The following is a 24,829-nucleotide window of genomic DNA, read 5'->3' on the forward strand; positions in this document are numbered from 1 at the left end:
AACCAGGGATCTGGCAATCCGTGCCCCCTTGGAAGCAGGAGACAGCGAATGACCAAATTTGATGCCGATTGGGTGCGCGCCGAGGAAACCAAGCGCAAGTGGATGGCGGAAAACGGTCTTTATTCCGAAGAGGAAGAGCATTCCTCATGCGGTGTGGGCCTTGTGGTGTCCGTCGACGGTAAGCCATCGCGTAAGGTCGTGGATGCGGGGATCGATGCCCTCAAGGCGATCTGGCACAGGGGCGCTGTCGATGCGGATGGCAAAACAGGCGACGGCGCGGGTATCCATGTTCAGATCCCGGTTCCGTTCTTCTACGACCAGATCCGTCGTACCGGTCACGAACCCAAGCTGGACGAGCTTATTGCGGTTGGACAGGTCTTCCTGCCACGCACCGATTTCGGCGCGCAGGAGCAATGCCGCACCATCGTTGAAACCGAGGTTCTGCGGATGGGTTACTACATCTACGGCTGGCGTCACGTGCCGGTTGATGTCACCTGCCTGGGCGACAAGGCCAACGCGACCCGTCCAGAAATCGAGCAAATCCTGATCTCGAACTCGAAAGGCGTGGACGAGGAGACATTCGAGCGTGAGCTGTATGTCATCCGTCGTCGCATCGAAAAAGCGGCTGCGGCTGCTGGGATTTCGGGTCTCTATCTGGCCTCGTTGTCCTGCCGCTCGATCATCTATAAGGGCATGATGCTGGCCGAACAGGTCGCGGTTTTCTACCCAGACCTGATGGACGAACGCTTTGAGTCGGCCTTTGCGATCTATCACCAGCGCTATTCGACCAACACCTTCCCCCAATGGTGGCTGGCCCAGCCTTTCCGGATGTTGGCCCATAACGGTGAGATCAACACGCTGAAGGGTAACATCAACTGGATGAAGAGCCATGAGATCCGAATGGCGTCCTCAACCTTTGGTGATTATGCCGAAGACATCAAGCCGATTATCGCAGGCGGATCGTCGGATTCGGCCGCATTAGACTCGGTTTTTGAAGTTCTGGTGCGCGCAGGTCGCTCGGCGCCCATGGCGAAAACCATGCTGGTGCCGGAAAGCTGGTCCAAGCAGGCGGTTGAGCTGCCGCAGGCGTGGCGCGACATGTATTCCTACTGCAACTCGGTGATGGAACCATGGGATGGCCCCGCCGCTCTGGCCATGACCGATGGCCGCTGGGTCTGTGCCGGTCTCGACCGTAATGGTCTGCGCCCGATGCGCTATGTGGTGACGGGCGATGGTCTGGTCATCGCGGGCTCTGAAGCCGGAATGGTGCCGATTGATGAGGCCTCCGTGACCGAAAAAGGCGCTCTGGGTCCGGGTCAGATGCTGGCAGTGGACATGAAGCGCGGTAAGCTTTACCGCGACAAACAGATTAAGGACAAATTGGCCCGCGCCCTGCCGTTTGGTGAGTGGGTCAATAAGATCAATGATCTGGATGACGCGCTGGCCGGCGTGACCGACACAGCTATGTTCCGCGGAGAAGAGCTGCGTAAGCGTCAGATCGCGGCGGGATACTCGATCGAAGAGCTGGAGCAGATCCTCGCGCCGATGGCCGAGGACGGTAAGGAGTCACTGGCTTCGATGGGGGATGACACGCCCTCGGCTGTACTGTCCAAGCAGTACCGCCCGCTGAGCCATTTCTTCCGTCAGAACTTTAGCCAGGTGACAAACCCGCCCATCGACAGCTTGCGGGAATACCGCGTGATGTCGCTGAAAACCCGGTTCGGTAACCTGAAAAACGTGCTGGACGAAGACAGCAGCCAAACTGAAATCGTGGTGCTGGGCAGCCCCTTTGTTGGAAACGCGCAGTGGGACAAACTGGTCGAGACCTTCGGCTCTCCTCTGGCGGAAATCGACTGTAGTTTTGAGCCCGGTCGTGGCGCGCTGAGCGCCGCTTTGGCCCGTGTTAGAGCCGAAGCAGAAGAGGCTGTGCGCTCGGGCGCGGGGCATCTGGTGCTGTCCGACATGAACTCGGGCGAGGGCCGTGTGGCCATGCCGATGATCCTGGCGACCAGCGCGGTGCACTCGCATCTGACACGGCAAGGGCTTCGGACCTTCTGCTCGCTGAACGTGCGTTCGGCCGAATGTGTTGATCCGCATTACTTTGCGGTTCTGATCGGTTGTGGTGCTACAGTGGTGAACGCATATCTGGCAGAGGATTCGCTGGCGGATCGGATTGACCGTGGTCTGCTGGAAGGCACGTTGACGGAAAACGTCGCGCGCTATCGCGAGGCCATCGATCAGGGTCTACTGAAGATCATGGCCAAGATGGGCATCTCAGTGATCTCATCCTATCGCGGCGGTCTGAACTTTGAGGCTGTTGGCCTCAGCCGTGCCATGGTGGCCGAATATTTCCCCGGGATGACCAGCCGGATTTCCGGTATCGGTGTCACCGGTATTCAGGCCAAGGTCGAAGAAATCCATGCCAAGGCATGGGACAACGGTTTGGACGTGCTGCCCATTGGTGGGTTCTACAAAGCCCGGCAATCGGGCGAGACCCATGCGTGGGAAGCGACCTCGATGCACATGATGCAGATGGCTTGTAACAAGGCGTCCTACGAGCTGTGGAAGCAGTATTCGGCCAAGATGCAGTCGAACCCGCCGATCCATCTGCGTGATCTGATGGATTTCAAACCGCTGGGCAAGCCAGTGCCGATCGAAGAGGTCGAATCGATCACCTCGATCCGGAAACGCTTCGTCACGCCGGGCATGTCGTTAGGTGCGCTGTCACCCGAGGCGCATAAGACGCTGAACGTGGCGATGAACCGGATTGGTGCGAAATCCGACTCGGGTGAAGGTGGTGAAGACCCGGCGCACTTCGTGCCGGAACCAAATGGCGACAACCCGTCCGCCAAGATTAAGCAGGTGGCCTCGGGCCGGTTCGGCGTGACTGCCGAGTACCTGAACCAGTGTGAAGAGCTTGAGATCAAGGTCGCCCAGGGTGCGAAACCGGGTGAGGGTGGTCAGCTGCCGGGCATGAAAGTCACCGACCTGATCGCGCGTCTGCGGCACTCAACCAAAGGCGTGACGCTGATTTCGCCGCCGCCGCACCACGACATTTACTCGATCGAGGATCTGGCGCAGCTGATCTACGACCTCAAGCAGATCAACCCGCGCTGCAAGGTGACGGTGAAGCTGGTGGCGTCCTCAGGCGTGGGCACGATTGCTGCAGGTGTGGCCAAGGCGAAAGCGGATATCATCCTGATTTCGGGCCATAATGGTGGTACGGGCGCGTCGCCTGCGACCTCGATCAAATATGCCGGTCTTCCGTGGGAGATGGGCCTGACTGAGGCGCATCAGGTTCTGGCGATGAACAACCTGCGTGACCGCGTGACCTTGCGGACCGATGGTGGCCTACGGACCGGTCGTGACATCGTCATGGCAGCAATGATGGGGGCCGAGGAATATGGCATCGGCACCGCCGCCTTGATCGCGATGGGCTGTATCATGGTGCGTCAGTGCCAGTCGAACACCTGCCCGGTTGGCGTGTGTACGCAAGACGAAAGCCTGCGCGCCAAGTTCACCGGCAACGCGGATAAGGTCGTCAACCTGATCACCTTCTACGCGCAGGAAGTACGCGAGCTGCTGGCCAGCCTCGGTGCGCGTTCGATTGATGAGATCATCGGTCGGGCCGATCTGCTGGATCAGGTCAGCCGTGGCTCGGCCCATCTGGACGATCTGGACCTGAACCCGCTGCTGATCACTGTCGATGGCGCGCATGACATCGTCTACAACCGTGACAAGGACCGCAACGCGGTGCCTGATACGCTGGACGCCGAGATCGTGCGCGACGCGGCGCGGTTCCTGAAAGACGGTGAAAAGATGCAGCTGTCTTACGCGATCCAGAACACGCACCGGACCGTAGGTACGCGCGTCTCCAGCCATATCGTTCAGAACTTCGGAATGCGGAACACGTTCCAGGACGACCACCTGCATGTGAAACTGCAGGGCTCGGCAGGTCAGTCGCTGGGGGCCTTTGCGGCACCGGGTCTGAAGCTGGAGGTGTCTGGTGACGCCAACGACTATGTCGGCAAAGGGCTGTCAGGCGGCATGATCGTCGTCCGCCCACCACAGGTCAGCCCGCTGAAGGCAGATGACAACACGATCATCGGTAACACCGTTCTCTACGGTGCAACCGACGGGCAGCTGTTTGCCGCTGGTCGCGCGGGTGAGCGGTTCGCGGTGCGGAACTCGGGCGCCAAAGTGGTGATCGAGGGCTGTGGCTCGAACGGGTGTGAATACATGACCGGCGGCGTTGCGGTGATCCTGGGTGATATCGGGGCCAACTTTGGCGCCGGTATGACCGGCGGCATGGCCTATCTGTATGATCCTGAGGGCAAGGCGCAGGCGTTTATGAACATGGAAACGCTGGTGACCTGCCCGGTGACCGTCGATCATTGGGAAGATCAGTTGAAATCGCTGATCGAGCGTCACGCGGCGGAAACCTTCAGCCGGAAGGCCTCGGACATCCTGCAGCATTGGGATGTGGAAAAGGCGAACTTCCTGCAGGTCTGCCCGAAAGAGATGCTGAACAAGCTCAGCCATCCTCTGACAAACGAAGTGGCTGCTGTTCCGGCCGAATAAGTCGGGTGCAGAGATAAATAAGAAGGACCCGCGTTTCTGAGGTGGAGCGCGGGTCTTTTTTGTATTTCGCGGCGGACACAGTCGCGCGGTCCGATCCGCCGATCCGGAATTCCGCCGTTCCCAAGACAGTCGCGGCGGCGTATAGCAAAACCATGGCAAAGAAAGCAGCCCGCAAGAAAAGCGGCAGAAAAAGTAAAGCAGGCAAGGGGCAAAAGACACGGTCGCTCTGGTCCCGTATCCGGCGATGGATGATCTATTCCGCGCTGGGCGTTGCAGCGTTTCTGGTGGCTTTGGTGCTGCTGTATTCGGTCGTGAACCCTCCGATCACGCATACGATCTGGTCTGAATGGCGCCGTCTTGGAAAGGTCGAGCGCGAGTGGGTTCCGATTGAGGATATCGCTCCTATCATGGCGCGTTCGGTCGTGGCGGCTGAAGATGCAAATTTCTGTCTGCATTGGGGTTTTGACGTCGAAGCCATTCGCGACGCATTGGGGGGGGGCGGGACCCGAGGGGCCTCAACCATCACGCAGCAGGTGGTGAAGAATGTTTTTCTGTGGCAGGGGCGCAGCTGGGTGCGTAAGGCGATGGAAACCACGATCACGCCTGTGGTCGAGATTTTCTGGAGCAAACAGCGCATTCTTGAGGTCTATCTGAACGTCGCGGAAACCGGGACGGGCCTGTTTGGGGTTGAGGCCGCGGCGCAGCGGAACTTTGGTGTCAGCGCGGCGCAACTGACCCCAACGCAGGCGGCGCGGCTTGCGGCGATCCTGCCCTCGCCCCGCAAGCGCTCGGTGACGGATCCGTCGGTTTTCACCCGCAGACGGGCGGCGGCCATCCTGCAAGGGGCGGCTACCATCCGCGCAGATGGTCGCGCGGATTGTTTCGAGGATTGAATCCCACGCCCTGCCAAGGCTAAAGCTGAGGGGTACTCATTGGTTTGATTGGAAGTCTATGGCGCGTTTGTTTCACGTTCCCCTCTCTCCCTACTGTCGCAAGGTTCGGCTGTCACTGGCCGAGAAGAAGATCGAAGTTGAGCTGGTCGAAGAGCGGTATTGGGAACAAGATCCGGATTTCCTGCGTCGAAACCCGGCTGGCAAAGTGCCGGTGTTGCGGTTGGACGGGCAGATCATGTCCGAGAGCGCGGCGATATGTGAGTATATCGAGGACACGCGCCCTGAACCGCCATTGATGCCCAAGGCCGCCGAGGCACGGTATGAGGTGCGGCGCTTGGTGGGCTGGTTCGATGACAAGTTTCATCACGAGGTGACCTCGAAACTTCTATATGAGCGGGTCAACAAGAAGATGACCGGGCAGGGCTATCCGGACAGCAAGAACGTCAAGGAAGGCGCGCGGGCGATCAAGTATCACTTGGATTACATGGCGTGGTTGCTGGATCATCGTCGCTGGTTGGCCGGGGATCAGATGACGCTGGCGGACTTCGCGGCTGCAGCGCATCTGTCGGCGCTGGACTATATCTCGGACGTGGATTGGAATCGCAGCGCGGCGGTGAAAGATTGGTACGCCAAGATCAAATCGCGACCAGCGTTCCGGTCGATTCTGGCGGATCAGGTGCCGGGGTTTCGGCCTCCGCCCCATTACGCCGATCTGGATTTCTGATAGGGTGGCAAAGGGGGGCTGTCTGACCCCCATCGCGCCAGAGGCGCGATTCCCCCCGAGGATATTTTTAGCCAGATGAAGAGCGGATCGGGTTTAAAGGACAAACTGGTGGCGCAGGCTTTGGCCGAGGGGTTTGTCTCGTGCCGGGTGTGTCGGCCATGGGATGTGCCACAAGTGCCTGCTCGGTTGGACGCCTTTTTGGAGGCGGGGTATCACGGGCAGATGGGCTGGATGGCGGAACGCACGCATTGGCGTGGGGATCCGGCGGCCCTTTGGCCCGAGGCGCGATCGGTGATCATGCTGGCCGAAAGCTACACGCCCGAGCATGATCCAACTGAGGTTTTGGCCCATCCCGAACGCGGGGCGATTTCAGTCTACGCGCAGAACAAGGACTACCACGATCTGGTTAAGAAGCGGCTAAAGCGGTTGGCCCGTTGGCTGATTTCTGAGTCGGGTGGTGAGGTGAAGGTGTTCGTCGACACGGCTCCGGTTCCCGAGAAGGCCTTGGGTCATGCAGCCGGGTTGGGATGGCAGGGTAAACACACCAATCTGGTCAGTCGAGAATGGGGCAATTGGTGCTTTATAGGCTCTGTTTTTACGACTTTGGACCTTCCGGCGGATATGGCGGAAATTGACCATTGCGGATCATGTCGCGCCTGTTTGGACAGCTGTCCGACAGATGCCTTTCCATCCCCTTATCAGTTGGACGCGCGCCGGTGTATCTCCTACCTGACGATCGAGCATAATGGCCCGGTTGACGAGGAATTGCGCGGTAAGATGGGCAACCGGATTTACGGCTGCGATGATTGCCTAGCAGCGTGCCCTTGGAACAAGTTTGCGGTGGCTGCCAGCGACATAAGATATGTAGCGCGGGAGGATCTGAAGTCTCCGGCCCTGGCTGATCTGGCGGTTTTGGATGATGCCGCGTTTCGGGCGAAATTCTCGGGCTCTCCGATCAAGCGGATCGGGCGCGACCGGTTTGTACGGAATGTTCTTTATGCCATTGGCAACTCGGGCCGGGCCGAATTGCGGGCCGTGGCGCAGGGCTTGGCGGATGATCCCGATCCGACTGTGGCCGATGCCGCGCGCTGGGCTGTGGAACAGCTGAGTAATAGCGCTTCGGGTTAAACCTGTGACGCGAATACCCTGTCACGCTTTCAGCGTTCTCGGGACATTCGTGTCACTTGGTAATTCAGGTAAAACCCGAAACGCTTGAAATGCCGCAAACAGGCTGGACGTGTCGGTCCAAACCGCTACACCCATCTGCAGCGAACAGATGGAGGACCCGATGGCGCTGGCTTTGGGGGTAGATACAGGCGGAACCTATACCGATGCGGTGTTGATCCGGGATGAGCGTGAGGTGATCGCCTCGGCTAAGTCCCTGACCACGCGGGCGGATCTGGCGATTGGGGTCGGCAAGGCGATCTCGGCCGTTTTGGATGAGGCGCAGGTGACGCCAGATCAGGTCTCAATGGCGTCTCTGTCGACGACACTGGCCACCAACGCTCTGGTCGAGGGACAGGGTGGTTGCGTGGCGTTGGTCTATATCGGGTTCAAGGAAAGCGATCTTGAAAAGCATGGTCTTAGGGATGCTTTGAAAGGCGATCCGGCGCTAGTCGTGGCAGGTGGACACAGCCATGCGGGCGGTGAGGTCGCAAAGCTGGATGTTGAAGCTTTAGGGGCGTTTTTAGACTCTCACAAAGGGGTTTCCGGCTTTGCCGTGGCGGCGCAGTTCGCAACACGCAATCCGGCGCATGAGTTGGAAGCGGCGCGGATCATAACCGAGAAAACCGGGGCGCCGGTCACCTGCTCGTACCAATTGTCCGCCAAGTTGAACGGGCCAAAGCGCGCCGTCACGGCCGTTTTGAATGCGCGGTTGATCGGGATGATTGATCGGCTGATCGGGCGCGCGCAGGATCAATTGCTGGCTTTGGACATTACCGCTCCGATGATGGTCGTGCGCGGGGATGGCGCGTTGATGAGCGCGGAACAGGCGCGGGAGCGGCCGATCGAAACGATTCTGAGCGGTCCAGCGGCCTCGATCGTCGGGGCGCGGTGGCTGACGGGGGCCGAGAACGCTCTGGTCTCGGATATCGGCGGTACAACGACGGATGTGGCGCTGATCCGCGATGGGAAACCCGCGATTGATCCGGCGGGCGCGCAGGTTGGTGGGTTCCGCACAATGGTTGAGGCCGTTGCGATGCGGACCCACGGTTTGGGCGGCGACAGCCAGGTTCATGTCATGACCGAAGGCTTGAAGGGCGGCGTCTTCCTTGGGCCACGGCGGGTGCTGCCGGTTTCCCTCATCGCCTCCGAGGCGCCCGAAGTCGTACATGCGATGCTGGACGAGCAGCTGCGCTCAACCACGGTGGGTGAGCATGACACACGGTTCGCACGGCGCGTTCCGGGGGTGCGTGTCGATGGAATCGGCGCACGGGAAGAGGCGTTGCTGCACAGGTTAGGCGATCAGGTCTTGCCCCTCAGCGGACTATTGCGGACGCGGATGGAGAACGGAGCGCTGACCCGCTTAGTGGATCGCGGAATCCTACAGGTTTCGGGGATCACGCCATCTGATGCCAGCCATGTTCTGGGTCGGGTCGAGGCGTGGGACGCAGATGCCGCACGCAAAGCGCTGGAACTGGTGGCCCGGAAACGGGTTGGGTCGGGTGACATGCTGGCGGCGACACCAGAACTCCTGGCGCAGATGATCATCGACCAACTGACCGAACAGACCAGTTTGACCTTGTTAGAGACTGCTTTTGCCGAGGAGTCCGAAGATTTCGGTCTACCCCCGAAGGAGCTTGCCCGGCATGTCCTGACCCAACGCGGATTGACGCAGCACCGAGGATTGCTGGCGCTGGATGCGGCGTTGAATGTGGATGTGGTGGGTCTGGGTGCCTCGGCCCCAAGTTACTATCCGGCGGTTGGGGAGCGGCTGCGTTGCAAAATGATTCTGCCCGAACATGCAGGCGTGGCCAACGCCATCGGGGCGGTGGTTGGGCGGCTGACCTTGCGGCGGTCGGGTACCATTACGTCGCCCGCCGAAGGGCAGTATCGCGTTCATCTGGAGGATGGGCCAAAGGACTTCAACTTCTCGGATGAAGCTTTGGCGCTGCTGGAAAAGATTCTGCGAGATGAGGCGGAAGGTGCCGTGCGCGAGGCGGGTGCCGAAGATATCCGGGTTGTTGTCGACCGCGATATCCGAACCGCTCGCGTGGAAGAGCGTGAGGTGTTTGTCGAGGCAATGTTGACCGTCGAGGCCAGCGGTCGACCGCGTGTCGCCACGGGTTAACGCCCTTCGGAACTCGAAGGGGGCCAAGCGTTATTCAGCCGCGTCGCGTTTGGGCAGGACCCAATCGGGGCGCGGGAAGTGGCAGGTATAGCCGTTTGGAATGCGTTCCAGATAATCCTGATGTTCGGGTTCGGCGTCCCAGAAGTCACCCACGGGTTCAAGTTCGGTGACGACCTTGCCGGGCCACAATCCACTGGCGTTCACATCCGCAATTGTGTCCAGAGCCACCTGCTTTTGCACGTCATCTACATAGTAGATCGCTGAACGGTAGCTCATGCCAAGATCATTGCCCTGACGATTCGGTGTAGTCGGGTCGTGGATCTGAAAGAAGAACTCCAGCAGATCGCGGTAGGTGATCTGAGAAGGATCAAAGAAAATCTCGATCCCTTCGGCATGGGTGCCGTGGTTGCGATAGGTGGCGTTTGGCACGTCGCCGCCGGTATATCCGACACGCGTGCGGGACACGCCGGGCAGTTTTCGGATCAGGTCCTGCATGCCCCAAAAGCAGCCACCGGCCAGAACAGCTCGTTCGATACTCATTGGATGTCCTCCACATGGATCAGGTATTCGCCGTAACCTTCGTTCTCCATCTCGTCACGATGAATGAATCGAAGGGCGGCAGAGTTGATGCAATAGCGCAGCCCGCCATGCTCGCGCGGGCCGTCCGGGAAGACGTGGCCCAGATGGCTGTCGCCGTGTTTTGAGCGGACTTCGGTGCGGATCATACCATGGGTGGTGTCGCGAAACTCTTCCACATGTTCGTGGATGATTGGCTTTGTGAAACTGGGCCAGCCACAGCCGGATTCGTATTTGTGGGTCGAGGCGAAAAGCGGCTCGCCCGATACGATATCCACGTAGATGCCGGGCTCTTTATTGCCCAGATATGCGCCGGTTCCGGGACGTTCGGTGCCGCTGCGCTGGGTGACGTGAAATGCCTCGGGGGACAGAGCGGCAACAACCGCGGGGTCCTTGGTGTAGCGGGACATGGCTCCTCCGATCAATTGGAATGGTTGAGTAGTATTTGGGCATAAAATTTCGGAAATCAAAATCATATTTCAAACCCCTCGCGCGCATGTGCGGTTGATCCGGAAGGAGGTTTTTACCGTATCCTGTATACCAAGGAGGTTTTGCCATGTTTCGTGTGTTGTTGCTAAGCGTTCTTTTGTTGATCGGCCGTGCTGTGCAAGCGGCGCCTTTGACGGCCGAATTTGCGTCGATCGACGGGGGTGTTTTGTCCCTTGAGTCATGGCGCGGTCAGCCGGTTCTGGTGGTTAACACCGCATCGCAATGCGGCTTCACCGGTCAATACGCGGATTTGCAGAAGATGCATGAAACTTATGGCAAACGCGGTTTGGTGGTGCTTGCGGTCCCATCGGATTCCTTTAATCAGGAACTGGAAACGGCAAGCGAAGTCAAAGCCTTCTGCGAGATGAACTACGGCCTGACCCTACCGATGGCCGACATCACTCCGGTCAAGGGGCCAAAGGCGCATGCGTTCTACAAGGCCGTTGCGGACCAAACCGGCTTTGTGCCGCAATGGAACTTCAACAAAATTCTGTTGGATTCAGAAGGTGAAGTCGTGGCTACTTTTGGTTCAGGCGTAAAGCCGACATCGCCAAAGCTGACCCGTCAGGTCGAGGCGCTGCTACCCTGACCAGGCTGACGCGACAGTTGCACCGCTAGAATGCCGAGCGTGGTGATCACAACACCCAGCGCATCCAGAGGCCCCAATTTCTCACCCAGCAGAACGGCGGCAATAGCGACGCCTAACACGGGGTTGAGGAAGTGGAACGTGGCCGCGCGAGTCGCCCCGATCCGGTTGAGTAGCATGAACCAGATCAACGTCGCCAGAAGGCCAGGGAACAGCGTTGTGTAGCTGAACGCCAGAACCAACGGCACTGTCAGATGTATGCGGATCGTTTCAAAAATCGGGGCGGCGACAAACAGAATCGCGGCACCCACGAACATTTGCAAACCAACTACCATCATGAAATTGCCGCCCGACGTTGCCCCGCGCACGGACAAGGTCGCGAAGGTCAGGGCGAGGGCTGCGATTCCACAAAGGGCCACTCCGAACAGATCGACACCCGCGCCGATGCGATTGCCCATGATGAGTGCAACGCCAACAAATCCAGCCAGTAGCCCGACAATCCCCAAGGGGCGCAAACGCTCACCCAGAAATGCCCAGCCCGCCAGTGCCACAAGCAGCGGCATTGTGGATGCGATAATCGCCGCGACCGAGGCCTCGACGGTTTGCATCGCATAGAAATTCAGACCCAAATAAAGGGCATTTTGGCAAACTCCGAACAATATGGTCGCGCGCCACTGCTCACGTGTGAGGTGCCAGGATTGGCCCATGGCCCGCGCGATCGCGACGCCGATGATGCCGGAAATCAAAAAGCGCAACGCCAGAGAAAATAGAGGCGATGCATCCGCAACGATGATCCGCGCCGACGTAAAAGCCGACGACCAGATCAGGGCAAAGGTCAGCCCCATTGCGATGGCGCGCAGATCCATTTCCATCTCCTTGGGTGGGCGGTGTGCTTTTCTTAAACGGGTCGTCCGGCAAGAAAAAGGGGCCACCTTCCGGCAGCCCCACATTCTGTCAACATGACGTCGCGGCTTAGCCGTTCACGCTGTCTTTCAGAGCTTTTGCGATGGTCATCTTCACAACCTTGTCGGCTTCTTTGGTGAAGGTCTCACCAGTGGCCGGGTTGCGAACCTGACGCTCGGGGCGTTCGCGGCAGTAGATTTTGCCGACGCCGGGAAGGGTTACTGCGCCACCGGCCGAAACTTCGCGGGTGATCAGGCCGGTCACAGCCTCCAGCGCCGCGTTCGCGGATTTCTTGTCGGTTCCCATTTCCTCAGCGAGAGCAGCCACCAGCTGAGTCTTTGTCATAGGCTTTGCCATTTCTTGGTCTCCTTAACGTGCCCGATCTATAGGGCCTCACCGCGTAACTGTAACGGGATATTGTGGACGAACACAACGAATAGTAGCGCGGAAAACCCTAAAAATATGGGGAAAACGTTGCTTTTTTACGTCAGAGGAAGGCCGTTTCGTCAAATGAACGCAATTTCCGGCTGTGCAAGCGTTCTAACGGCATGCCGCGCAGATGCTCCATCGCCTTTATTCCGATCGCCAGATGACGGCTGACCTGAGTTGTATAGAAGGACGACGCCATGCCGGGAAGCTTCAATTCACCATGCAGCGGTTTGTCGGACACGCAGAGCAAAGTTCCGTAGGGAACCCTGAATCGGTAGCCATTTGCAGCGATCGTTGCGCTTTCCATATCCAGCGCAATCGCACGGGATTGGCTAAGCCGCTGCACCGGGCCGGATTGATCGCGCAGCTCCCAATTGCGGTTATCGACCGAGGCGACAGTGCCCGTCCGCATGATCCGCTTCAGCTCATACCCTTCAAGTTCGGTGACCTCGGCCACGGCGCGCTCCAGCGCCACCTGAATCTCTGCAAGCGGTGGGATCGGGACCCAGACCGGCAGGTCATCGTCCAAAACCTTGTCTTCGCGCAGATAGGCGTGCGCCAGTACAAAGTCGCCCAAGGCTTGTGTATTGCGCAGGCCGGCGCAGTGCCCGACCATCAACCAGGCATGCGGACGTAGTACCGCGATATGGTCGGTGGCGGTTTTGGCGTTCGACGGTCCGACGCCGATATTGACCAGAGTGATGCCGGATCCGTCCGCACGCTTCAGGTGATAGGTCGGCATCTGAGGCAGCTTCATCGGCTGCTCCAGCGCTGCATCTGCCTCGGTGATCTCGACATTCCCGGTCGAGACAAAGCTGGTGTACCCGCTATCGGGATCGGCGAGTTGTTCACGCGCGTAGTTTTCGAACTCGGACACGTAGAATTGGTAGTTGGTGAACAGAACGTGGTTCTGGAAATGCCCCGCATCCGTCGCGGTATAATGCGCCAGCCGCGCCAGAGAGTAGTCGACGCGCTGAGCGGTGAACAACGCAAGCGGCCCGACCTCGGTATGATCATGCACGCCATTGACGATATCGTCATTGGTTGTTGTCAGATCGGGTACGTCGAACACATCGCGCAGGGTGAAACCCGCGGCACCTTGATGCGGCACCACCAGATCTGGGTTGTTGGCGACTGCAAAATGAACCGGAATCGGCGTATCTGATGCTCCGATGGTCACCGGCTGGTCGTGGTTCTTGATCAGCAACGCGATCTGCTGCGTCAGGTAAGAGCGGAAGAGGTCAGGTCGCGTTACGGTGGTTGCATGGATGCCAGGTTCCGAGACATGCCCGAAACTCAGGCGGCTATCGACCTGCGCATAGCTCGAGGTCTTGATGCGAATTTCCGGGTAATAGGCTCTAATACGGGCCGAAGGAGCCACCTCCTGCATGGCCGCCGAAAAGCCCTCGCACAGGAAATCAGTGGCCTGATTGTAGAGAAGTTCAAGCCGCGCGACGGCGGCCTTGGGGTCGGTGAAGTCTTCCGCAGCAGGTGTGTCAGGTGTTCTTATTATTGTCATGCCAGGGGTTCCAGAAGGTCTATCTTTTCAAACGTACGAACATCCACCAGCCCAAGATCCGAGATCCGCAATTCGGGGATCACGACAAGGGCCAGCAGAGAGTGTTGCATATAAGCGTTGTTCAACTGACAGCCGCAGGCCTCCATCGCCTCGACCATCTTTTCGGCCTTTGCCGCGACCTCGGCGGCAGGGCTGTCGGACATCAGGCCAGCGATGGGCAGTTCCACCAGCGCCAGTTCCTGACCGTCCCGGAACAGGGTGATACCACCGCCGACCTCGGCCAGACGGTTGGCGGCCAGCGCCATTTGCGTGCGGTCGGTGCCGACGACGATCATATGGTGGCTGTCATGGGCCACGGTCGAGGCCATGGCCATATTGCCCTGATAGCCAAAGCCTGAGACGAAAGCGTTCGTGACCCCTCCTGTGGCACGATGGCGTTCTACCAGCGCGATCTGGCAGACCTCGCCCTCCCCCTCGACCAGACCGCCGATGATGGGCAATTCGGCCTTGAGCGCCTTGGTCGGAGCCTGGTTCTCGACAACACCGATGACATTGGCCTGAACCCGGTTCGCGCCTGCGGGGGCCTGGATTTCAAAGTCGCTTTCCGTCAGCGCATGTCCCAGATGCACCGTATTGCGCGCGTGGTCCGGCCAGTTCAGATGCGGGCATTCGACGGTGATGGCTCCGTTCTCAGCGACCACCTGCCCGCGTGCAATAACCATCTCGATCGGCAAATCGGTCAAGTCCGAGCTGAGAATGATATCCGCGCGTCGTCCCGGCGTAACCGAGCCGATCTCGCGCTCCAGCCCGAAATGCGTGGCGGTGTTGATCGTGGCCATCTGCAACGCAACCAGGGGTTCACACCCACAGGCGATGGCATGGCGCACCACCCGGTTCATATGGCCCTCATTGACCAAGGTGCCCGAGTGGCAATCGTCGGTACATAGAATGAAGTTCCGCGGGTCCAGACCTTTCTCTGTGACAGCCGTGATCTGGGTCTCCACATCGTACCAGGCCGACCCCAGCCGCATCATCGAGCGCATCCCCAGCCGTACCCGCGCGATGGCGTCTGCCTCACAGGTGCCTTCATGGTCATCTGCCGGGCCACCAGCCACATAAGCCGCAAAATCAGACCCTAAATCAGGCGAAGCATAGTGTCCGCCGACCGTTTTCCCGACCCGTTGAGTGGCTGCGATCTCGGCCAGCATCTTCGGATCGCCGTTGATCACACCGGGGAAATTCATCATCTCACCCAGCCCGATGATACCCGGCCAGCTCATCGCCTGCGCCACATCCTCGGGCGAGATTTCATAGCCGGTGGTCTCCAATCCCGGGGCCGATGGCGCGCAGGAGGGCATCTGAGTGAAGATATTCACCGGCTGCATCATCGCCTCATCATGCATCATGCGCACGCCGTCGAGACCCAGCACATTTGCGATCTCATGCGGGTCGGTGAACATCGAGGTCGTGCCATGCGGGACCACGGCCCGCGCGAACTCAGCCGGTGTCAGCATGCCCGATTCGATGTGCATATGCGCGTCGCAAAGGCCGGGCAGAATGTAGCGCCCGTTGGCGTCGATGATCTGCGTGTCGGGACCAATGCAGTGGCTGGCGTCAGGCCCGACAAAGGCAATCCGCCCCTCGGCAATGGCGACGGAGTGATCGGGCAGCAGCTCTCGGCTGTGAACATTGACCCATATACCATTGCGGATCACCATATCCGCCGGTTCACGACCTGCGGCAACGGCGATTAAACGGGGGGCGACATCGGGCCAGCTTGGGAAGGGTGTGTATTCCATGGCTCAACTTTCCCGAATGTGTTGTCAGGTGCAACCCCGGTAATCCCGTATCATGAAATCATCACAAATCCCGCCCGCAGCGCGCCAGCGCTGCCCGGCCCAACCAGAGAAGCTGCCCCGCAAGGGGCCGCGACGATGGGCGGGAGAGGCCCTCTCACCCGATCTCGCGACGTATCCAATTGGCAAAGGCCACAGCGCCAGGCGTTTCCTCTGCCTGAGGGGAGAGCAGCAGGTAATACGCCTCGGGCATCTCTGCGCGATGCTTAAAAGGGGCGACCAGCAAACCCTGCTCGATTAACCTGTCTGCGATCGTGTCATGCGCTAGGCACAAGCCGCCACCGGCCATCGCCGCTGACAAACAAACCAGATAGGTCGTGGCGTATGTTATGTACGGTTTGCCCCATGTTAGAGCCTGATCATCCGCCCAACTGGCCCAATTCGAAAGCAGGTTGGAGCAATCATACAAAGGCTTTTCCTGCAGCGTTTCCAGGTCGACACTGAAACCAGGCGCACAGACGGGATAGTAGTGTTCACGCCGCAGCAACTCAGTCCGGACCGTATCGGCGGGCCTGAGGGAAAAGCGAATCTCGACCGCAGCGCCTTCGGCCATTTCCTGCGGCTCCCAGAGTTCAGTGAAGATGTTCAGTTGCACATCCGGGTGCTCAGCCCGAAAGGCCGGCAGGCGTGGGGCCAGCCAGTTCACGGCAAAGGAAATGTTGCACTGAACCTGAACCGCGTTTTGCTGAGCGCCCGTCACGGCCTGTGTGCCACGTACCAGCGTGCGAAACGCCTCGCGCACGACGGGCAGGTAAGTGATTCCGGCCTCGGTCAGTTCCAGCGCCTTGGGGCGTCGCAGGAACAAGGGCTGACCCAGATGCCCCTCGAGCGACTTGATCTGCTGGCTCACCGCGCTTTGCGTCATGTTCAGATCGCGGGCGGCGCCGGTGAATGACAGATGACGTGCTGCCGCCTCGAATGTGCGCAGCCAGCCCAGAGGAGGCAGGGAATTCTGCATCTGCATAACCTCACCATAAGTTCTACTAATGGGATAGATGCGTTTTTTTCGTTGGTCAAATCCAGGGGCCCAAGGCAGGCTTTGTTTAAATCCCCTGCCCAAAGGAGCGTTCTCATGAGTGTCGCCAATCTTCGCCCCAATATCGACCATTGGTCCGAGCGTGTGGACATGGCCGCGACGTTCCGCTGGACCGAACGTCTGAACTTGCACGAGGCCGTTGCTAATCACTTCAGCCTTGCGGTGAACGAGGACGGCACGCAGTTCCTGATGAACCCCAATCAGATGTATTTCGGGCGAATCCGGGCCTCGGACCTGTTGTTGCTGGATGCCAATGATCCGGATGTCATGAGCCAACCCGGCGCGCCTGACCCAACGGCGTGGGGTCTTCATGGGTCAATCCATCGCCATTGCCCGCATGCGCGGTGCGTCATGCATGTACATTCGATCTTTGCCACCGTGCTGGCATCGCTGGCGGACAGCAACATGCCCCCCATCGACCAGAACACAGCCACCTTCTACAACCGCTATGTGATTGATGAGGAATTCGGCGGTCTGGCTTTTGAAAGCGAGGGGGAACGCTGCGCCTCAATGCTGTCGGACCCGAAGAAGAAGGTCATGATCATGGGCAACCATGGTGTTCTGATCATCGGCAGCGACCCTGCAGATGCCTTTAATAGACTCTATTATTTCGAACGCGCCGCCGAAACCTACATCCGTGCGCTGCAAACGGGCCAGCCGTTGCGCGTGCTGTCGGATGAAATCGCCGAAAAGACCGCGCAAGAGCTGGATGACTACCCCGATCAAGCCCAGGCGCATCTGCGTGAGATCAAAGCCCTGCTCGACGCCGAAGGCTCGGACTATGCAACCTGACCCAACAGACAAAAGTGACTGCCATGACCGATACTGCTCAGGACCCGGAAGCCGCCCGTTGGAATTATCACCCCGAAGGACCGGTGGGATTGAACCCTCTATTCACTTGGCCGCTCCGCCCGGCGGCGGTTGTAAAATGGTATGGCGGGGCGTGGTTGCAGATCACCTCGCTGACCCTGTGCATGACACTGGCCGTGATCGCCTATGTTCTGTTCTTCCCCGGATTGGACGCAATGAAGAGTTTCTCGGCGGGGTGGATGGTCCGGATTTGGCTGCTGAACATGGTGCCTCAAATTCTGGTCGCGGGTGGTTTGCACTGGTGGCTTTACATGCGCAAAGGGCAGGGCATGTACAAAAAGTTCGATCGCCGTGATCTGACCCGGGACAACGGCAACTTCACCTTCCGCAATCAGGTCCTCGACAATATTTGGTGGACCTTGGGCAGCGCGATGACAGTGGCGACCGTTTATCAGTGGGTGATCTTTTGGGCGATGGCCAATGGTTATGTGCCGACTGTGACATGGGCCAGCGCGCCGGTATGGTTTGTTCTGTGGATGTTGCTGATCCCCATGTGGTCCGGCCTGCATTTCTATTGGGTGCACCGGTTGGAGCATCACCCGAAACTCTACAAACATGTCCACGCGGTGCACCACCGCAATGTCAATATCGGGCCCTGGTCGGGAATCTCAAACCATTGGTATGAGAACATCCTCTACTTCACGACCTATTTCATTCACCTGATCATCCCATCGTACCCGCTGCACCTTCTGTTCCATACCTACTTTCAGCAGATCAGCCCGGTTCTGTCCCATTCCGGTTTCGAAAAGCTGAGGGCGAAAGAAACGGATGCTGCCCGCGCTGGCGATTTCTTCCATCAGCTGCACCACCGCTATTTCGAGTGCAACTACGGCACCTCGGAAATCCCGTTCGACAAGTGGTTCGGCACCTATCACGACGGTTCGGCCGAGGCGACGACGCGCACGCGGGCGTTCAAGAAACAGATGTACACCTAGCGTTTCGGGGCGAAGACCTGATCAGGTCCTCTCGAACAGGGCGACATAGGCCGTGTCGTCCTTGTTCGGACCAGCGGCGAGGTCTCCGTAGATGCGGACCTCGGGCAGGGACAGGTTGATGATCTGACCCTGCTCAAGCTGCCTGAAGGCGTCGGCAAAGCCTAGTTCCTCATAATGTTTGGCGTTAATTGAGATGGCAAATTGCGCACCCGGGCGCGCGACGCGCAGCAAGGCGGGCAGCACCTCGGGGCCCAGATGGCCATGGGTGAAGGTGCCAGAGGACACGATACCCGAATAGCTATGGCGCGGCACAGGGATGCCTTGGGTCAGGTCGGCCTCGATCGCGTCGCGATAGGTGTCCTTGCGCATGGCCTGATCCAGCATTTCGGCGCTAATATCCGTGGCGTCGATCGGCCCAACCCCAAGACCGGCCAAAACCGCGCCACACAGACCGGTGCCTGCGCCGACATCCAGCACCGGGCCTTGCCCCCCGGCCCGCACAAAGGCGCGGGCGGTGTGGATATGCAGCTGATAATCCTCGCGCGCGGCAAAACCGTCATCATAGTCGCCCGCCCATTCGGCATAGAGGCGCTTGTTGTCGTCCGGAGAGGTCAGCGCATAGGCTGCGTGCAGGTCTGGGGTTTTCTGGCTCATGCCTAAAAGAAAGGCGCATCGCGAGATTCGAATCAAGTGAGTCGACGTGGCGCTTGCATCCCCGGTCTGCTCGGATCATCTAGAGGGCATGACGAACACACTGTTTTCCTTTGGTCACGGATACTCTGCCCAAGCCCTGTCGCGCCGCCTGACGCCCGAGGGTTGGCGCGTTGTTGGCACCACGCGGGATGCCGAGGGTACTGACGCTATTCGCGCCTCCGGCGCTGAGCCGTTGATCTGGCCTGGAGAAGTGCCGGATCTGGATGGGGTCTCGCATCTGCTGATCTCGACCGCACCGAAGGAGGATGGCGATCCGGTACTGGCGGCGCTGGGCACCGAGATCGCCGCGCGCGCGGAGCAGTTCAAATGGGTTGGTTATCTGTCGACCACGGCGATCTATGGCGATCATCAGGGCAACTGGGTGGATGAGGCCACGCCACCTGCGCCGACAGCCAAACGCGGGCGCTGGCGATTGCTGGCCGAGGAGCAATGGTCGGCTATTCCCGGCCTGCCGATCCATATCTTCCGACTGGCGGGCATCTATGGCCCCGGTCGCGGGCCTTTTTCCAAGCTCAAGGGCGGTGGGACCCGGCGGATTATCAAACCGGGTCAGGTGTTCTCGCGCATCCATGTGGAGGATATCGCGCAGGTTCTCGCAGCTTCGATGGCGGCCCCGAATCCCGGCGCTGTTTATAACGTTTGCGATGATGAGCCGGTGCCGCCGCAAGATGTGATCGGCTACGCAGCCGAACTGCAGGGCCTGCCGCTACCGCCCGCCGTTCCGTTTGAAGAGGCCGAAATGACGCCGATGGCGCGCAGTTTCTACAGTGAGAATAAGCGGGTTCGAAACAACCGGATCAAGGATGAGCTTGGGGTCAAACTGCTCTACCCCAATTACCGCGTTGGGCTGGAGGCCCTGATGAAGGTCACTGAGCAGTCTTGATTATGTCGGCCGCTTTCTCGGCAATCATGATCGTGGGCGCATTGGTGTTGCCCGAGATCAGAGTTGGCATGACTGACGCATCGACGACCCGCAACCCTTCGATCCCGTGAACCTTTAGCTCTGGGTCGACCACAGCCATCTCATCCAGCCCCATCTTGCAGGTGCCGACGGGGTGATAGATCGTATCGGCGCGAGCGCGGATATGGCGTTCCCAATCCGCGTCGGTTTCGGCGGTTTCGGTCCCAAACATCTCTTTATGACGGTAAGGGACAAGGGCGGGGGCCTGCATGATGTCTCGCATCATCCGCGCACCTTTGATCATGGTTTGCAGATCGCGGTCATCGGATAGAAACTTGGGATCAATGGCGGGTGCGGCGAAAGGATTGGCACTATGCAGACCGACGGTGCCCCGGCTTTCGGGCCTTAGCTTGCAGATGTGGCAGCTATAGCCATGGCCATAGTGCAGCTTGCGGGCGTGATCATCGACCAGCGCAATGGCGAAATGGAGCTGAATGTCGGGACGGTCCAGTTCAGGAGAGGTCTTCAAGAACGCGGCCCCTTCGGCAAAGGGCGTCGAGGCCATCGATGACCCGGTTTTGCGCCAGCGCAACAGATGCCCCATCAGGCGCATGCCTGCCGTCAGGCCGATACCGAAATTGTCGGTGTCCTTGGTTTTGTAAGCCAGAATGAAATCCAGATGATCTTGCAGGTTTTTACCAACGCCAGGCAGGTCATGACGGACTGCTATTCCGTGCTGGCGCAACTCTTCCCCGTCGCCGATACCGGACAGCTGCAAAATTTGCGGTGATTGAAGCGCGCCCGCACAGATCAACACCTCTCGTCTGGCCGAGACCGAGATATCTTCGCCTTTTGCTCTCTTCTTATAGATCACTCCAGTCGCGCGTTTGCCATCGAAGGTCAGTTCTTTGGCATGGGCATGGGTGATGACGGTCAGGTTTGAACGATCCATGACCGGATGCACATAGGCCGCTGCGGCTGAACATCTTTCCCCGTTGCGGGTCGGGTCGCGGAATTGCGTCACCTGATAGAGTCCAACGCCCTCGTTATCGCCGCGATTGAAATCCTCGACGCGGCGGTGCTGCATCTGGCTGGCGGCATCGATGAAGGCATTGGTGATCGGGCGCGGCTCTTTCTGATCCGACACCTGCAGGGGGCCACTATCGCCATGTAGGTCATCTGCACCCTGCTCGTTGTTTTCCGAGCGTTTGAAGTAAGGCAGAACGCTGTCCCAATCCCAACCGTCGCAGCCCAGATCGGCCCAACCGTCATAGTCCTGTCGCTGCCCGCGTATATAGAGCATGGCATTGATCGCGCTGGAGCCTCCCAAGGCTTTGCCGCGCGGCTGATATCCTTTCCGCCCGTTCAGGCCCGGTTGCGGGACTGTCTCGAACGCCCAATTGCTGATCTTGGGGCGTCCGGGAAGCGTCGACACTACGGCGGCGGGCATACGGATGGCGATATGTTTTCCGGGACCACCGGCCTCAAGCAGGCAGACGCTGATGTTCGGGTCCTCGCTCAGGCGACCGGCCAGAACCGATCCGGCCGAGCCTCCGCCGACGATCACATAGTCAAACTCCATCCTGCTGTCCTTATGTCCTGCTCGGGGTCTTTGGCCGCTTGTTCGGGCCAGACTGAAAGCGAACAGGAAAGAAGACAATCTGCCTGAGCGCGTTGTGACCCAAGGTTACGGGTCGGAGGATCCACGTATCATAGGTTTTGGTTATTGTTATTATGAGAAAACAAAACTTATCTCTATGTCTCTGGTTTGCTAGATTTCCCCCGACACAAGGGCGCAGAGTCGCCCTGATGAGTGGGGGCTGCGCCAATCTCGGCGAGCGACCCTTGAAATCCATCAGGGCTACATCTTTCTGTAATCTTGTTCGTTACAGTTAATACCGCGCTGAGCCGCAAGACCTGAGCCAGGATTGGAGATCGATATGGACGGAAGTGATAACCCCAAAGCAGGCGGTTGCCCTGTGATGCATGGCGCTGGCACGCGTTCGAATCGCGACTGGTGGCCCAACCAGCTGAAGCTTTCGATCCTGCACCAGCATGCACCGGCATCGAACCCGATGGGCGCAGATTTCGACTATGCTGAAGAGTTCAAGAAGCTGGACTACAAAGCGCTGAAAGAAGACCTCTATGCGCTGATGACGGATTCGCAGGACTGGTGGCCGGCAGACTATGGCCATTATGGTGGCTTCTTCATCCGTATGGCGTGGCATAGTGCCGGGACCTACCGGACGGCAGATGGCCGTGGCGGCGCCTCGACCGGGAACCAGCGTTTTGCTCCGCTGAATAGCTGGCCGGATAACGGAAACCTCGACAAGGCCCGCCGCTTGCTGTGGCCGATCAAGCAGAAATACGGAAACCAGATTTCCTGGGCCGACCTGATGATTCTGGCGGGGAACTGCGCCATCGAGTCGATGGGCGGCAAGACCTTCGGTTTCGCCGGTGGTCGCGAAGACATCTGGGCCCCAGAGGAGGACATCTATTGGGGTTCGGAAACCGAATGGCTGGCCCCGACGGACAACCCACATAGCCGTTACTCGGGCGAGCGTGATCTGGAAAACCCACTGGCCGCCGTGCAAATGGGTCTAATCTATGTGAACCCGGAAGGTCCGGACGGACAGCCCGACGCGCTGGCCTCGGGCCGTGATATCCGCGACACCTTCGGTCGCATGGCGATGAATGACGAGGAAACCGTCGCTCTGGTCGCAGGTGGCCACACCTTTGGTAAGGCGCATGGTGCGGGTGATCCCGATCTGGTTGGTCCCGATCCAGAGGCCGCTCCGATTGAAGAGATGGGCTTTGGCTGGATCAACAAGTTCGGCTCGGGCAAGGGTGACGACACCACCACCTCGGGGATCGAGGGCGCGTGGACCGCGAACCCGATCCAATGGGACAATGGCTATTTCGACCTGCTGTTCGCCTATGACTGGAACCTGACCAAAAGCCCCTCGGGCGCGTGGATCTGGGAGCCAGTGAATGTCAAAGAAGAAGACATGGCCCCGCAGGCGCATGATCCGTCGAAGAAGGTCAAAACCATGATGACCACCGCCGACATGGCGATGCGCATGGATCCGATCTATGGCCCGATATCGAAACGCTTCCACGAGAACCCGGTAGAGTTCGCCGATGCTTTCGCACGCGCCTGGTTCAAGCTGACTCACCGCGACATGGGTCCGCGTTCGGCCTATATCGGCGAAGAAGCCCCCGCTGAGGAGCTGATCTGGCAGGACAACGTCCCTGCAGTCGATCACGATCTGATTGACGATGCGGATGTGGCCGACCTGAAAGCCAAGATCGCTGCGACTGGGCTTTCGGTGTCCGAGCTGGTCTCGACAGCTTGGGCCTCGGCTTCGACTTACCGTGGCTCGGACAAGCGGGGCGGTGCCAATGGTGCCCGAATCCGTCTTGCGCCGCAGAAAGACTGGGACGTCAACGAACCGATGAAGCTGTCCAAGGCGCTGGGCGCGTTGGAAGGCGTTCAGGCCGCGTTTAACAATGCTCAATCGGGCGGCAAGAAAGTGTCCTTGGCCGATGTGATCGTTTTGGCGGGTGCTGTTGGTATCGAACAGGCGGCCAAAGCAGGCGGTCAGGATGTTGAAGTGCCGTTTACCCCGGGCCGGACCGACGCGTCTCAAGAGCAGACCGATGTGGACAGCTTTGCCGTGATGGAGCCAATCGCAGATGGGTTCCGCAATTACCAGAAGGCCGACTATACCGTCTCGCCCGAAGAGCTGTTAGTCGACCGGGCGCAGCTGCTGACACTGTCTGCCCCTGAGATGACGGCCCTTGTAGGCGGTCTGCGTGTCTTGGGTGCGAATTTTGGTGACAGCAAGCACGGTGTGTTCACCGATCGCGTCGGTGTGCTAAGCAACGACTTCTTCACCAACATCCTGGACATGAGCACGGAATGGAAACCCTCGGGCAAAGGCGTCTATGAGGGACGTGACCGCACCAGCGGTGAGGTCAAGTGGATGGGAACTCGTGTCGATCTGGTCTTCGGTTCGAACTCGCAATTGCGGGCATTGGCCGAGGTCTATGGTCAGGCAGATGCCGAGGGCAAATTCGTCTGCGACTTTGTTTCGGCCTGGAACAAGGTGATGAACGCGGATCGCTTTGATCTGAAGTAGTGGCCTACACCACTCACGAAAAAGCGCCGTCCGAGGAGACTCGGGCGGCGTTTTTCTCAGTCCGTCCTGAACGCATACCAAGCATTGGGTACGATTCAGGCGCTTGGCTGTTCGTTGTCAGCTATCCGTGGGGGTATAGGCGGAAAAACCGCCAGTAAAATGAAGCTAACCTGTTGCTTTTATTAAGGTAGGAAACTTTCTGCCGAGAAATTTGAAGTTTTTGCAAAATGGGGGTTGCAGGTCCCAGACCTAATCCGTAAATACCCCTTCACCGGCGCTGCTAAGGCGCTGGGGCGCTGCTGAGGCGCTGGGGCGCTGCTGAGGCGGTGGAGACGCTCAGGATAGACTGGGGGCATCTGAGGTTGAGTTTTAGGCGGGCGCGC

Annotated in this window: 19 protein-coding genes; 10 read left to right on the forward strand and 9 right to left on the reverse strand. The window is 59.1% G+C overall.

What is annotated here, in order from left to right; all coding sequences use genetic code 11:
- Positions 1-48 precede the first annotated feature (48 nt).
- From gltB to ACR0JF_RS22305, 5 genes are all read left to right on the forward strand, one after another.
- A complete protein-coding gene (gltB, locus tag ACR0JF_RS22285; protein WP_170661046.1) occupies positions 49-4,581 on the forward strand; it encodes a glutamate synthase large subunit in 4,533 nt (1,510 codons plus the stop codon).
- Positions 4,582-4,733: 152 nt separating this feature from the next.
- Positions 4,734-5,474 carry a monofunctional biosynthetic peptidoglycan transglycosylase gene (gene mtgA, locus ACR0JF_RS22290; RefSeq protein ID WP_170661047.1) on the forward strand — a complete coding sequence of 247 codons (741 nt, stop codon included), beginning with the start codon at positions 4,734-4,736 and terminating at the stop codon, positions 5,472-5,474.
- 58 nt (positions 5,475-5,532) lie between these two features.
- On the forward strand, positions 5,533-6,198 hold the full coding sequence (fzlA, locus tag ACR0JF_RS22295) for an FtsZ-binding protein FzlA (protein ID WP_170661048.1): 666 nt from the start codon (positions 5,533-5,535) through the stop codon (positions 6,196-6,198).
- Between the two features lie 75 nt (positions 6,199-6,273).
- Positions 6,274-7,326, forward strand: a complete 1,053-nt coding sequence (gene queG / locus ACR0JF_RS22300; protein ID WP_480669941.1) for a tRNA epoxyqueuosine(34) reductase QueG — start codon at positions 6,274-6,276, stop codon at positions 7,324-7,326.
- A gap of 160 nt (positions 7,327-7,486) precedes the next feature.
- Positions 7,487-9,490, forward strand: coding sequence for a hydantoinase/oxoprolinase family protein (locus tag ACR0JF_RS22305; protein WP_170661084.1), 2,004 nt, complete (start codon positions 7,487-7,489; stop codon positions 9,488-9,490).
- 30 nt (positions 9,491-9,520) lie between these two features.
- Here ACR0JF_RS22305 and msrA read toward each other — a convergent pair whose 3' ends face one another.
- Both msrA and msrB read right to left on the reverse strand, forming a co-directional pair.
- A complete protein-coding gene (gene msrA / locus ACR0JF_RS22310; RefSeq protein WP_170661050.1) occupies positions 9,521-10,030 on the reverse strand; it encodes a peptide-methionine (S)-S-oxide reductase MsrA in 510 nt (169 codons plus the stop codon).
- On the reverse strand, positions 10,027-10,476 hold the full coding sequence (msrB, locus tag ACR0JF_RS22315; RefSeq protein WP_170661051.1) for a peptide-methionine (R)-S-oxide reductase MsrB: 450 nt from the start codon (positions 10,474-10,476) through the stop codon (positions 10,027-10,029). Before msrB ends, msrA begins: the two co-directional genes overlap by 4 nt.
- Positions 10,477-10,622: 146 nt before the next feature.
- On the opposite strand from msrB, the gene ACR0JF_RS22320 reads away from it, so the two are divergent.
- Entirely contained in the window at positions 10,623-11,144 is a 522-nt protein-coding gene (locus tag ACR0JF_RS22320) for a glutathione peroxidase (protein WP_170661052.1), read from the forward strand.
- Here ACR0JF_RS22320 and ACR0JF_RS22325 read toward each other — a convergent pair.
- From ACR0JF_RS22325 to ACR0JF_RS22345, 5 genes are all read right to left on the reverse strand, one after another.
- Positions 11,120-12,007, reverse strand: coding sequence for a DMT family transporter (locus tag ACR0JF_RS22325; RefSeq protein WP_170661053.1), 888 nt, complete (start codon positions 12,005-12,007; stop codon positions 11,120-11,122). The genes ACR0JF_RS22320 and ACR0JF_RS22325 overlap by 25 nt on opposite strands.
- 106 nt (positions 12,008-12,113) lie before the next feature.
- Positions 12,114-12,401, reverse strand: coding sequence for an HU family DNA-binding protein (locus ACR0JF_RS22330; RefSeq protein ID WP_050605937.1), 288 nt, complete (start codon positions 12,399-12,401; stop codon positions 12,114-12,116).
- Between the two features lie 130 nt (positions 12,402-12,531).
- Positions 12,532-13,992 (reverse strand): AMP nucleosidase, encoded by a 1,461-nt coding sequence (locus tag ACR0JF_RS22335; protein WP_170661054.1) that lies wholly within the window; start codon positions 13,990-13,992, stop codon positions 12,532-12,534.
- Complete coding sequence (ade, locus tag ACR0JF_RS22340) at positions 13,989-15,791, reverse strand: adenine deaminase (protein ID WP_170661055.1); 1,803 nt, start codon at positions 15,789-15,791, stop codon at positions 13,989-13,991. Before ade ends, ACR0JF_RS22335 begins: the two co-directional genes overlap by 4 nt.
- 154 nt (positions 15,792-15,945) lie before the next feature.
- Entirely contained in the window at positions 15,946-16,806 is an 861-nt protein-coding gene (locus tag ACR0JF_RS22345) for a LysR family transcriptional regulator (protein ID WP_170661056.1), read from the reverse strand.
- 114 nt (positions 16,807-16,920) lie between these two features.
- Here ACR0JF_RS22345 and ACR0JF_RS22350 point away from each other — a divergent pair, with 114 nt between their 5' ends.
- Together ACR0JF_RS22350 and ACR0JF_RS22355 are read left to right on the forward strand one after the other, a co-directional pair.
- Positions 16,921-17,676, forward strand: a complete 756-nt coding sequence (locus ACR0JF_RS22350) for a class II aldolase and adducin N-terminal domain-containing protein (protein WP_170661057.1) — start codon at positions 16,921-16,923, stop codon at positions 17,674-17,676.
- A gap of 23 nt (positions 17,677-17,699) precedes the next feature.
- Positions 17,700-18,689 carry a sterol desaturase family protein gene (locus tag ACR0JF_RS22355; RefSeq protein ID WP_170661058.1) on the forward strand — a complete coding sequence of 330 codons (990 nt, stop codon included), beginning with the start codon at positions 17,700-17,702 and terminating at the stop codon, positions 18,687-18,689.
- A gap of 21 nt (positions 18,690-18,710) precedes the next feature.
- Here the strand turns inward: ACR0JF_RS22355 and ACR0JF_RS22360 are convergent, their stop codons facing one another.
- Positions 18,711-19,343, reverse strand: a complete 633-nt coding sequence (locus tag ACR0JF_RS22360; protein ID WP_170661059.1) for a class I SAM-dependent methyltransferase — start codon at positions 19,341-19,343, stop codon at positions 18,711-18,713.
- Positions 19,344-19,431: 88 nt separating this feature from the next.
- Between ACR0JF_RS22360 and ACR0JF_RS22365 the strand changes: the two genes are divergently transcribed.
- Positions 19,432-20,286, forward strand: a complete 855-nt coding sequence (locus ACR0JF_RS22365) for an SDR family oxidoreductase (RefSeq protein WP_170661060.1) — start codon at positions 19,432-19,434, stop codon at positions 20,284-20,286.
- On the opposite strand, the gene ACR0JF_RS22370 is transcribed toward ACR0JF_RS22365, so the two are convergent.
- Positions 20,270-21,886, reverse strand: coding sequence for a choline dehydrogenase (locus ACR0JF_RS22370; RefSeq protein ID WP_170661061.1), 1,617 nt, complete (start codon positions 21,884-21,886; stop codon positions 20,270-20,272). The genes ACR0JF_RS22365 and ACR0JF_RS22370 overlap by 17 nt on opposite strands.
- A gap of 358 nt (positions 21,887-22,244) precedes the next feature.
- Here ACR0JF_RS22370 and katG point away from each other — a divergent pair, with 358 nt between their 5' ends.
- Positions 22,245-24,446, forward strand: coding sequence for a catalase/peroxidase HPI (gene katG / locus ACR0JF_RS22375; RefSeq protein ID WP_170661062.1), 2,202 nt, complete (start codon positions 22,245-22,247; stop codon positions 24,444-24,446).
- The last annotated feature ends 383 nt before the right edge of the window (positions 24,447-24,829 follow it).

It is taken from the genome of Ruegeria sp. BG11 (assembly GCF_056538565.1).